Here is a 12641-nt window from a genome sequence, read left to right as displayed (position 1 = left end):
TATTATAGTTTTTCGCCTTGGCGAACATTGCTCACATTGATGGCTGAAGTAGGGCAAACGGCAACACAAGCACCACAGCCACTGCATTCATCAACGTTAATTTTTGGGTTCGCAACTCGACCTACTTGTAGATCAAATTGAATTGCCATGGGCTCACACATATCCCCACAGCTTCGACATTCCACATTTTGGTTCGCTAAGCACTTTTCGCTGATACTTGCTTTTGCATCCCAAGCTGGTTCATCTTGTGTTTTAAAAATCGGCTCTGGACACACTTCTGCGCATTGATAGCAAAATGTGCATTCATCGATAGAAAAGTCAACGGTAGGGAACCCTCCATCACCACTAACAATTATTTTGGTCTCACATGCATTCAAACATTTGCCACATCGAGTGCAATCTTCGATGAAGTTTTCTTGTTTTTGAATCCACGGTAAGCGAACCAAACTACTATCAACGTTTTTTCTTGAAAATAAGCGTCTTCTAGATAGGTCAACCACTTAGTACATCCTAAGTATAGTAATAGTGCTAAAAGTGTAGGTTATTTTTCCATTAACATACTTTCATTTTTACTAATACAAATTGTAGTTTTAGAAATATTTGTATAAATACCCCTTAAGGGCTAATTAATGTTGGATGTTGTTTTAGATCAATAAATTCCGTGGCTGTTGATCACATATTGATAGGGTTAATATCAGAGGCGTGGCAAAATGAATGTAATTGAAATTTTTGGAGCTTCATTTTGCTGAACAAACCAGTTCAATCTGTAACCAATACGATAGCTAAAGCTTTAGTACTAATTTTGCTACTTTCTGTCGCAACTACAGGGTTTGCAATCATCACTTTGGCATCTAGTCTGAATGATGCAGAAGCCGTGAACGTAGCTGGTTCCATGAGAATGCAAAGTTATCGTTTGTCTCATGATATTCAAACTAAATCGGTCGATTACGGAGCCCATATTGCCGAGTTTGAAAACTCACTTTATTCACCATCAATGAAAGCATTACAGGGTTGGACCGTTCCAAAAGATATCACCATGGACTACTACCGAGTGATAGTTCGTTGGCATGAATTGAAAGACGTGTTACGCAGCAAAGATAAGAGTCAGTATTTAGTATTAGTCGCCAATTTTGTGACTGAAATTGATGGCTTCGTATTCAAATTACAACAGTTTTCTGAACTGAAATTAATCAAACTCGCTTGGGCTGGAGGGTTCGGGTTAGGTGGCATTCTGATTGTTTCATTTTTCGTTGTTCATTTTGTTCGTAAAGAAGTCGTCAAACCACTGAATGCATTAGTTATAGCGAGTGAACAAATTAAAAATCGCAGCTTTGATGTCAAATTGAATGTGACCAGTAATAATGAGTTAGGGATTTTGACTCGAACGTTCAATACAATGGCTGATGATTTGGGGAAAATGTACCTAGGTTTAGAACTTGCGGTAAATGAAAAAACCCATAAATTGCAGCACGCAAATCAATCATTAGAAGTTTTATATAACTCTTCACAAGAGCTAACAGGTGCCCGGATCAGCCAAGATAATTTTCACGCTATACTGCAGCATATTGTGAGTTTAGAAGGTATTCGGGCGGCTAAATTAGAGATCACGGATGTCGGTGGCAGAGCTCTTTTCATCGAAGAGGGTGTCGTGAGTTCAAGTACGGGTCATAAATCTGAGTTGCAAGTGGATGGTAATCATCTCGGGTTCTTATACTGCGAGTATGGCCTGCCTTGCCCGGATCAAACTTTGATAGACAATTTTGTCCAGATCTTGTCGCGTGCAGTTTATTACAACCAAGCACAGAAACAGGCAGAGCAACTCATTTTGATGGAAGAAAGGGCAACTATCGCTCGAGAGCTTCATGATTCCTTGGCTCAGTCACTGTCTTATTTAAAGATCCAAGTTACATTACTCAAAAGAGTTATTGGTAAATGCCCTGTGCACTCAAATAGTGAGCGAACCGCGCTTATACTAGAAGATCTTGGAGAGGGCCTTTCAGGGGCATATACCCAATTAAGGGAGTTGTTAACGACCTTTAGATTAACAATAAAAGAGGGCAGTTTTGGTGAAGCATTAGTTGAGATGACGCGACAGTTAGCGGAACAAACGGATGCAAAAATTACATTGGCGAACCATTTGTCATCAGTAGAACTTGATGCTCATGAACAAGTTCACCTACTCCAGTTGATCCGCGAAGCGACAATTAACGGGATAAAACACGCCAAAGCCCAAAACATAGAGATTTTGTGCGAACTTTCAAGTGATGAGGTCATGATTAAAATAAGTGATGATGGTGTCGGTTTTGATCTCCAAGATCCGCAATTAAATCACTATGGCATGAGTATCATGCAGGAACGCTCCTCTCGTTTGAATGGTAAATTAGAAGTTAACAGCTCTAAAGGCAACGGGTGTGAAATCATTTTAAAATACAGAAGTACTAAGGAATTATAATTTGACCACGTGTAAAGTGATGTTAGTGGACGATCATCCTCTGATGAGAAGAGGGATAAGCCAACTACTTGGTTTTGAAGATGAATTTGAAGTCGTTGCAGAAGTTAGCAACGGTGCAGATGCTGTGGCAAAAGCTCATGAGATGGACCTCGATTTAATCCTGCTGGATCTCAATATGAAAGGGATGTCGGGTTTAGATACATTAAAAGCGCTGAGAACCGACGGTTCAGAGGCTCAAATTGTTATCTTGACTGTATCTGATAGCCCTGCCGATATCGAAGCGATTGTTAAGGCCGGTGCTGATGGCTATTTATTGAAAGATACAGAACCGGACGAATTAATAGAATTACTTAAAAAAGCGCATGATGGCAGTAAAGCTTACAGTGATGTCGTTGCGCGTTACTTGGCAGACAGTGAGTCAAGAGATGATGTATTTACTCAACTCACAGAGCGTGAAACTCAAATATTGCAAGAAGTTGCAAAAGGCTTTCGAAATAAGCAGATTGCAGAGCGCTTATTTATCTCAGAGTCAACGGTAAAAGTACACATGAAGAGCTTACTTAAAAAGCTTCAAGTTCCCTCACGTACAGCGGCAACAGTTCTCTACCTTGAGCGTTTCGGTGAGATGAAGTAATTGAAATAACCACTCTTAAGGTGCGATAGGCTAAAGGCACACTCGGTTGTATTTTGATTTTATGGATACAATTAGTGTTATTTATAAATGTGTGCCATGCTTAGTCTCTTCTGCATGACTCAGTTCGAGTCAATGCTCTATTGTGGGTTTTTGTTTCAATGAGGTTGAACCGTTTTCATTACTGCATATTCTTGATTGCGCTGGTTCCAATGAGCTCAATTGCAGTAACGTCTAAAACATCAAATCATAACACTGTCCGGTTTGCCATCGGAGAGTGGGTTCCTTATACACATAATACTCCCCAATCAGGGCTACTTGAAAAAGTGGTATCGAGCGCCTTTAAATTGCGTGGTTATGATGTCACTTTCGATTACCTTCCTTGGTTACGAAGTGCAAAATTAGTTCAGCATTCTAAATATGATGCCACTTTCCCTTGGTACTCAACTGACGATCGACGTGAAAACTATCTATTTTCACAGCAATCCATTCTTGATGTAAAAACACTTCTTTTTTATCACATAGATGCCAAGTTTGATTGGCAGTCTTTGCCAGATTTAAAACAATATAATATCGGAGCGGTTGAAGGGTATTCATCGACTAAATTTATTCAGAAAGGCGGAGTTGAAACCATAGATGCTGCGTCATTGGAAGAAAATGCCTACAAACTCTATCGACACCGTATTGACGCTTTCGCAGTAGAAAAAAGAGTTGGAATGCGCTTGATTCATCAAATCTCAGATGATGCTTCAAATACGATCAAAATACACGATAAGCCATTAATGAATGAGCCAATGTACGTGCTTTTTCCTAAAACGGAGAAAGGAGAGTCGCTTCGTAAAGTATTTGATAGTGCGCTTGGTGAATTGAAAAGCAGTGGTTGCTATTCAAAGATTTTAGCCGGTGAAGATTGTGTGTAGAGCCTGAATGTTGAGGGCTAGTGTGGTCGGTATGTCACTGCTATATCTTAATATTTTTACTGTATGCTAAAAATACCGCTCATTCTGAAATGAGCGGTATTTATTAGGCTTAATACTTTTTAGATCGATAACGACTTGTTAAAACTCAGCATTAAACTGTTGGTTAGTTAGAGTGGTCATCGTGTCCATAGTCCACGTTATTTTCTAACTCAGCCAGAGTCCTACTACTTGGCGTTATACGTCTTTCCATCATACGCATTATGCTCAGCGTTTCCGGTTGGAAGCTCCATACATTGCCTTGTATTTCGCTACCGTCATTAAGTAATGTATCGACTCTCCAGTAGTAACTGTCGCTGTACGTTAATGGCGTGATTGCTAAACTGGTTTCGTTGTGTGATTCCGCAATCAGTGTCGAATGATCCCCATTTTCAACTAACTGGCTGTCATCACTTAGATATACTCGGTATCCGACAGTTTGGCTTTGCAGTGAAGAGTGTGTCGCCCAACGCAAAGTAGTTAGATTGTTGATATCCGTAGGTAAGCCATTTGAAGGGCTAGGGGATACCGCAGGTAATCTATTTTGATAAATTTGAGCAATTTGCTCTGCGCTAAATGCTTCATGAGCGACAACAATTTCATCAATCCCATTATTACTGGTTGTGGTATAAATTGAATCCGTTTGACCCGCTTTAGCATAAGCTCCACGACCATATGTTTGACCGGTACCAGAGGTACTGACGTAGCTAAACTCATCAGGAATAGCGATTGAACCTGCTGGTTCACCATTAATAAATCCATTCAGAGTTCGAGCGTCCCAATCCACTGTCATCGCGACATGATGCCACTCATCGCTGTTGGCCATTGATGGCACATCAGTACTGACTTCAATGAAAGGTGATCGAGTTTCAGCGTTTTTATCGTGTATAGCAAAGCGCACTTCGTAAACGCCCTCTTCTGGAACTACGTTCGTTGAGATAACCCAACCATCGCCCATCCAACCACCAGAGGAACGGCGTCCACGACTTGCCAGCTCTTTTAAGCCTGTCATCGTGTCGTCATTACGGAACCACATCGAGTAAGTAAAGTTCTTGTCATTTATCTCCCATACATGTGGGTGATGCTGGTGAGAGCTTGTCTGATTGATGAAGTCCTTCTGGTAAAAAGGGGCTTGGCTAAGTTGATAGCGGAAAGCTTCTCCAGATGCGCCATCTTCTACTTTGTGACTATTACAATCGAGAGGATTTTCAGCGTTGATTTCAGAATCGCCACCTTTGTAGCCCCAGTTTCGCACCTCTAATAACGGTGTAATTACGTTTGAGTAGTCAGTCTCACCCGGTTGAAGGCTGTCAGACATACTATTTGCGAATGCACCAGCGTAGGCATTTTGACACGTTTCAGCGTTTAGACTGTAGTAATCGCTAATGCCAGGCGCTTCGACATTAAGGTGTAAAATACCTCGAGTACTTTGCCCACTTTCATCTTCTAAGACGTAATACCCATCGATTAAGCCAATCCAGCCTTTTGGAGGTGTAAACGTTATCGTATTGTCGCTGTTTATCATAAACTCAGAAGCATTTGCCCCTTTTGTTGATGACTCCATTACTTCTACTTTGGTTACACGTAGCGGTGTGTTATTTGGGTCCCAGTCATTATTTAATACATTTATTGTTCTGCTCTCATCACGTAATGTTGTGTAGTGATCTGGTTGAGCTACAGGGTGAACTGGCCATGTTGGGTAAGGGATGCGTTTGTGATCAAGCAGGCGGAAGCCGTTTACCCAACGATGCTCATTTTTAGCAGCGGAACTACGTTGAACGGTAATTGGAGCACTAGTCGGAACGGCGACACCACGCATTGGGTTGTTACCAAAAATACGTTCTGGATAACATTCATGCTTACAGCCCTGAATGTGTCCCATTTCATGTTGCATAGTATTTTGGTTTGCCCAGCCTGGCGTTGCTTGCCAGAACCAACCATTCGTTACACCGTGTGAGCTAGAAGGCGATACCCACCAACCCATTTCATACCAATTACTCCCTTCTTCTTCGCGTTTATCCCAGAAGTAAGTATTACTGTTGCCCCAGTTGTCACGGAACCTTGCGCGGTCAGTATTATTACCGCCCACTTCAACCATCATGTCAGAAAAAATGATTCGGTGATGATATTGACGCATAGCGGCATAATCACCATTCAAGTTATGGAACTCGGCAAACGCCATTGCTCGACCCATATCATTTTTACCGAACTCAGGATGACTGAATACTTGATAAGAGATTTGCATACCCTCATCACGGCGGAACATATGGTAATCATCGCCATTTTTAGGGATATACCACTCTTTTTCTGTCGGTTGACCACCCACGTCATTCCAGTTTGTTGTTGGAGGTGTGAAAGCTTGCTGATATTGTGCAAGACTTGGGTTGTTTGGACGACAAACAGACTTATCTTCTAGAGGTTGTTGGTAACGATTAAGAATGCTTCCATCCGCACTAAGTTCAAAGAATGGCGCGGCGTTATACCCTAGGAAAACAGAGTAACTAATACTACATTCAGGTAAAATGGCAGCGTTGATATTACTATCAGGTTCGCCAATAATTTGCCCGCGGTATGTTCTAACTTCAGGAATGCTCGCTAATCGGCTTACCCCTCCATTAGCTTCAATCTCCGGGTTAATATTGCCCAGTTGGAAGGTATTGGAGCGTAGTGAGTAACGCTGTAGAAGAACATCAACAGGTTCATCGGCATCATTGATGACTTGGTCACCATTGGTGTCTAGTGCGATCAACTTAACAACCAAGGTATCAGGAAGTTGAAGCATATGATCGTTAGGGTTTAAACCTGCATTTATCTCATCGCCATTATTGATACCGTCGCCATCGGTATCTGAATCAGCACCGTCACTTGGATCGTTTGGATTGAGGTTGTTCGCAAGTTCATCGCTGTTGCTGATGCCATCATTATCGAGATCGTCATGTAGGTCTGAGCCGTCAAATGGGTTCATTCCGTAATTGAGTTCATCTCTGTTATTAATACCATCGTTATCGCTATCATGAAGGTCTAAATCGTTTGGCATTAAAGGATCAAAACCATATTCGATTTCGAGCATGTTGTTGACACCATCACCGTCACTGTCGACTAAACTTCCGTCGCTAGGATCAAGAGGGTTTAGGCCATGCTTCACTTCATCACTGTCATTAATACCATCTTTGTCAGTATCGGTATCTGTGATACTCGTATTGAAATGTTTCTCCACTGAGTCAGGAAGGCCATCCAAATCAGTATCAAATGCCATGCAAGATTCTTCAATATTCAAGCCAAATAGCATAGCTCGATCACCGTGAATCTTAATCTGTGAAACATTGCCAATTTCTGACTCCAGCTCGACAGAGAAAGGCGCTATTCCAGGTTGACTTAAATCCCAGACTGGAGATAGTTCACTATCATCACTGCGTTTTAATATTTGAGCGTAACGATTACCACTAATGCTTGAACGGCTTAAATTGGCCGTAAGCGTATAGGTAGGGCATAAGGTTTCAATTTGATATTCTAGGTTAAGATTGTTCCAAACAGAGCCTCCGTTGGAAAGTGTAATTTGCTCACCTCCACCGTAGCCTGTCATTAATAAACTCGTACTCATGTGACGTTTTGTCGATAATTTGGACAACATATCATCGTTAAAATGAGAGTAATCTATTTCGTTACTGAGTTCATGGAAATCTTCTGTAGTAGAGGATTGGTAAGGGCTTAAATTGCTCTTATATGGGTCGGTTCCTTGTAGGCGTTCTAGCTGATCAATAACACCGTCACTATCACTGTCAGCAGGTCGTTCGTTAGGGTCGATTGGGGAGTAATTGAAACGAATTTCGTTACGGTTGTTTACACCATCACCATCATAATCTTCGATGGCATCGGAACTATCGTTAGGGTTAAGACCGAAGTGTAATTCATCACGGTTGCTGATACCGTCATTGTCTGTGTCTATCGTTGCTCCGTCAGATGGGTCAAGAGGGTCTAAGCCATAGCGAACTTCGTCTCCATCACGGATCCCATCATTGTCGGTATCGGAATTGTTTGGGTGGAGTCCTAGAACGATCTCATTATGATCCGCTAATCCATCACTATCACTGTCACTGACTGCACAATCAGCTGAGACTTGAATATCTTTGATTTGGCTATTGGATCCAGTAAATCTTAGCGTTTCAATCCCACCATTCGTAAGCGCGTCAACGTCAGCGGTTAAGGTATGACGGATGCCTTCGGCTATGCTCGTAGTTGGTACTAATTCTTGAAGGTCATTTTGACGAACAAGAGAGACAGTGCGAGTCACATTGGAACTGGTCATTCGTAGCGCATTGAAAGTTACTTGATAACTAGAGCATTGAATACCAGCTATTTGGAAATCAAGCGATTGGGTTCGACCGTAAATACCGACACTATTATGGATATCTACTTTATTTTCTCCCGCTTGTGCAATTAACTGTAAGCTCGCCGTGTCATCGGTTTTGATGGAGAGCTTCCGAAGCACTTCTTCGGTGAAGTAGCTATTGTCAGGCACACCCGCTAGTTCAGAGAAGTCCTCGTAAAGACTTACGGAATAGTCAACGACTGGAGTATTGCTTTCATCGGAATTATCACCAATACCATCATTATCGCTATCGAGTGATTCAGAGCTATCCAGCGGGAATGCGTCATCTACATCGGCTGCACCATCATTGTCGTCATCCAAGTCTTTATTATTACCGATGCCATCGCCATCAGTATCTAACCATTCAGTTGGATCGGTAGGGAAGGCATCATTTGCATCGTTGATCCCATCATTGTCACTGTCTAAGTCGGCATTGTCACCAATTCCGTCATTATCAGTATCGGTTGACTCGTTACCGTCCAATGGAAATCGATCATTGCTGTCATCAACGCCATCATTGTCGTCATCAGAGTCTTCATTGTTACCGAGACCATCTTTATCAGTATCTAGACTTTCATTAGGGTCAAATGGTAGATCATCGAACTGGTCCTTAATACCATCATTATCATCATCTAGATCTTGGTTATCACCAATACCGTCATTATCGCTATCTAGAGCTTCAGATGGATCGCGAATGAACGCATCAAAACGGTTTGGAACACCATCACCATCAGCATCTTCAACACCATCGGTAATGTTATTCGGGTTTAAACCATTGTTAATCTCTTTACGGTTACTAATACCGTCACTATCCATATCAAGTTCGGCATCAGTGGCATCACTCATATCGAGACCATAACGGTATTCATCATAATTGCTGATGCCATCGTTATCTAGGTCAAGTCGTCCATCTTCAAAGTAGTGGGGGTTTAAACCTGCGTTGATTTCTATATTATTTGGGATGCCGTCTCCATCAGCATCTGTAACGCCATCGTTAGGATCTAAAGGGTTAAAATTGTGGCTAAACTCATCTTGGTTGTTGATGCCGTCACCATCGGTATCGGCTTGAGCACCATCGGTATTGTCTGTTGGATTCAACCCTAACTGATACTCAACATTATCTGCAAGACCATCATCATCGGTATCTGTTTTTTTAGGGTCGGTACCAAGTGAGGCTTCAAGAGTATCGGGTAGAGTGTCTAAGTCCCAGTCTGTTAGATTACACTGTGCGGAGATACCGATGTCACTCAACCACATTCGAACGCCGCTTACCGAAATTGTGTCGAGATGATCAGTGGCATTAATTGGGTATTCGTACCATTGGGTAGGTAAACCTGAGAGAACTTTAGTTGGTTGTATGACCTGGCCATCTTCAAAGCGTGAAATGGTGATAGAGCCACCTCTACCGCTCGAAGTATTAAAACGAGTTTTGAGTGTGTAACTTTCACAAAATACATTTTTAATATCGAAGTTAGCGTTTAGATCATCAAATATAGCGAAACCACTATCACGATCGTATCGACCACCTACGTAGCTTGACCAAGCAAGGCTTGTTTGGTTTTGTTCTTTTGGTGTGACTCGGGCAAAACCTTCATCAGTAAGGAAATCACTATCATTTAGACCGATTTCAGAAAAGTTTTCATTGAGGTCAATCGAGTAATCTATCAGGTTCGATCGAGTAGGGTCGGTCCCTTGAAGACGTTCTTTTTCATCACTCCAACCATCACCGTCAGAATCAATACCATTATCAGGGTTAGTAGGAAGCGTATCGTCTACATCAGGCAATCCATCGTTGTCATCGTCTAAATCAGCGTTGTTGCCAATGCCATCACTGTCGCTATCAACCGTTTCTGAAGGGTCTAGTGGGAACGCATCACTTTCATCTTCAACGCCATCATTATCATCATCGTTATCCGCATTATTACCAATGCCGTCATTATCTGTATCAATTGACTCAGAAGGGTCATTGATAAAGGCATCACTACCGTTATTGACACCATCACCGTCGCTATCCACATCTGCGCCATCGCTACTATCACGAGGATTTAGACCGTTAGTTACTTCAATTAAGTTTGTTAAACCATCGCTGTCAGCATCTTCATTAGCATTTTGCGCATTTGTTAAATCAAAGCGATGTTGGTATTCAGCAAGGTTGCTCATACCATCTTGATCAATATCTAAATGTGCATCGTCACTATTGTTAGGATTCAGACCAACAGCGATTTCAAAACCATCAGGAATCTCATCGCCATCACTATCAATGATGAAATTAGGATCAGTGCCACTTTGGTATTCCAGATTATCATTAATACCATCACCGTCAGAGTCGACTCTTAGAGGATCGGTACCAATTTGTTTTTCCAGTTGATCTGGCAAAGTATCGAGGTCGGAATCAAGTAAATCGCATTGAGCATCTACATTGACTCGCCCAAGCCACAAACGTTTACCATCAACTTTTATATTTTCTACTGTATCAGAGCCCGTGAGGGTAAAGGTTTCATCTAATGGTTGTTTTATGCCTGAAATATCGGTTAATGGCTTAATTTCATGGTCATCGTTTAAGCGATTGATGGTGATAGTGCGTTCATTTTTTCTGCTCGACCGCGAATATTGAGTAGTAAGATTATATGTGTCACACAGAATATTTCTGATGTCGATATTGATAGATAAGTCAGAAAAATAGCAAAACCATTGTCGCGATCATAACGCATATGGCCAACTGGATGTGAAAAACCCAATGAAGTGAACTGGCTTTTTTTTGTTGATAAACTGGCGATGTGGTGGGCTTTGACACGATTGCTATCGGGGATATTTAGTTCACTGAAATCTTCTTCAATGGCAACTTTGTAGTTTAAAAGGTTTGAAATGGATGGATTACTACCTTGCCGTTTTTCTTCGGAATCTGTGATTCCATCATTGTCACTATCTAGATTGGGAGGGGCGGATCCGGCGAGGGCGCTAGTTTGCCCCCATGCCAGCATGAGTGCCAGAGTTAATACTGATGGCTTAAAGAAGGTTGAACTCTTCATATAGTCCTCAACTTGAATGTAAACTGCGATGTGTTTTTTGAATACATACGCTCCAAAATTAATGGAACCATGTACCCTATATACAATTGCACAGGTTATTTAATCTATAGAGTACGGAATGCGTTTTTTTTGATATTCAGCCCAATTATGGATTAAATTTAGGACAAATATTGAACTTCATTGCAAACAAGGTGATTTTTATTTCATGGAGGTAACGCGAGGTCTTACCAGTAAAATCAATGAGATATATTAGGTAGCTAGCATAAAGATGAGTTATATATGATGAATAAAAAACTCCATCACTTAGGCGGTGACAGAGTTTGATAAGCTGAAATTAGTCAGGCTCTTGAGCTGTTGATTCGGATGAAATTTATGAGCAGTTGGGGTGCGGTGTACCATAATTTGGCAGTTGAGAGATTTTCACCTGCAAATCTTTTATTCTTGTACTGTGAGAAGGGTGGGTAGATAGCAATTCAGGTGGTTGACTCCCTCCCGATGCTTTCGCCATGTTTTTCCACAAATCTATGCTCTGTATTGGATCAAAACCAGCTTTCGCCATGAACTCTAATCCTACAATGTCGGCTTCAGATTCTTGTGTTCTGCCATAAGGTAAAACAACACCATATTGTACGCCTAAGCCGAGCGCTGACATGGTGATTTTTTGGTACTGTTTATACTCAGACGCACCGAGCGCGGCACTCGTGAGTTGCAACCCTGCATTCGCTAACTGTGATTGAGATAAACGTTCGTTACTATGGTCTGCTAACACGTGCGCTATTTCATGTCCAATAACGGTCGCAAGCTGGTCTTGATTCTTCGCGACGTTCAATAGACCAGTGTATACACCTATCTTTCCACCGGGGAGAGCAAAAGCATTGACTTGATCGCTATCAAACACCACCACTTCCCATTCAGTGACCCCTGGCTGTTTAGGGACATATTGAGTGATACTATTCGCTACACACTGTACGTAAGCATTTACCTTTTTGTCTTCGCTGATTGGCTGTTCTTTTTTCATCTGCTCGAAAGAATTGGCTCCGAGTTTCGACATATCTTGATCAGAAAAAAGTAGAAGTTGATTTCTTCCCGTAGGAGAGGCGCTACAAGCTGTAAGCCCCATAAGAACGACTAAAACAGAAGCTTTAAACAATGTTGCCATTTATAATCCCTATATCGCGTGGCGTTATCATCTGATAATGATACC

The 12641-nt window shown here is 41.7% G+C and carries 7 protein-coding genes; 3 read left to right on the top strand and 4 right to left on the bottom strand.

What is annotated here, in order from left to right; translation table 11 throughout:
- Positions 1 to 2 precede the first annotated feature (2 nt).
- A complete protein-coding gene (gene napF, locus F0249_RS08040; protein ID WP_017051229.1) occupies positions 3 to 500 on the bottom strand; it encodes a ferredoxin-type protein NapF in 498 nt (165 codons plus the stop codon).
- A gap of 242 nt (positions 501 to 742) precedes the next feature.
- On the opposite strand from napF, the gene narQ reads away from it, so the two are divergent.
- The 3 genes from narQ to F0249_RS08025 all read left to right on the top strand — a co-directional run bounded on the left by narQ (position 743) and on the right by F0249_RS08025 (position 4003).
- The gene (gene narQ, locus F0249_RS08035; RefSeq protein WP_017051230.1) at positions 743 to 2452 is read left to right on the top strand and encodes a nitrate/nitrite two-component system sensor histidine kinase NarQ; all 1710 of its coding nucleotides are present in this window, start codon (positions 743 to 745) and stop codon (positions 2450 to 2452) included.
- Between the two features lies 1 nt (position 2453).
- The gene (locus F0249_RS08030; protein WP_029203222.1) at positions 2454 to 3086 is read left to right on the top strand and encodes a response regulator; all 633 of its coding nucleotides are present in this window, start codon (positions 2454 to 2456) and stop codon (positions 3084 to 3086) included.
- 158 nt (positions 3087 to 3244) lie between these two features.
- Positions 3245 to 4003, top strand: coding sequence for an ABC transporter substrate-binding protein (locus tag F0249_RS08025; protein ID WP_253825290.1), 759 nt, complete (start codon positions 3245 to 3247; stop codon positions 4001 to 4003).
- 163 nt (positions 4004 to 4166) lie between these two features.
- Here F0249_RS08025 and F0249_RS08020 read toward each other — a convergent pair whose 3' ends face one another.
- The 3 genes from F0249_RS08020 to F0249_RS08010 all read right to left on the bottom strand — a co-directional run bounded on the left by F0249_RS08020 (position 4167) and on the right by F0249_RS08010 (position 12596).
- Entirely contained in the window at positions 4167 to 10847 is a 6681-nt protein-coding gene (locus F0249_RS08020) for a hypothetical protein (protein ID WP_171756336.1), read from the bottom strand.
- A 119-nt stretch (positions 10848 to 10966) separates the two neighbouring features.
- A complete protein-coding gene (locus F0249_RS08015) occupies positions 10967 to 11437 on the bottom strand; it encodes a thrombospondin type 3 repeat-containing protein (RefSeq protein ID WP_171756335.1) in 471 nt (156 codons plus the stop codon).
- Positions 11438 to 11807: 370 nt separating this feature from the next.
- Complete coding sequence (locus F0249_RS08010; protein WP_171756334.1) at positions 11808 to 12596, bottom strand: M48 family metallopeptidase; 789 nt, start codon at positions 12594 to 12596, stop codon at positions 11808 to 11810.
- Positions 12597 to 12641: the final 45 nt, after the last annotated feature.

It is taken from the genome of Vibrio sp. 03-59-1 (assembly GCF_013114135.1).
GTDB lineage: Bacteria > Pseudomonadota > Gammaproteobacteria > Enterobacterales > Vibrionaceae > Vibrio > Vibrio cortegadensis.
Note: the sequence above shows the minus strand (reverse complement) of the source record. Positions and strands in the feature narration are given on the sequence as shown.

Coding starts and splice junctions, on each gene's coding strand:
- F0249_RS08025 (WP_253825290.1), top strand. CDS start 3,245: ATGAGGTTGAACCGTTTTCATTACTGCATATTCTTGATTGCGCTGGTT.
- F0249_RS08015 (WP_171756335.1), bottom strand. CDS start 11,437: ATGAAGAGTTCAACCTTCTTTAAGCCATCAGTATTAACTCTGGCACTC.
- F0249_RS08010 (WP_171756334.1), bottom strand. CDS start 12,596: ATGGCAACATTGTTTAAAGCTTCTGTTTTAGTCGTTCTTATGGGGCTT.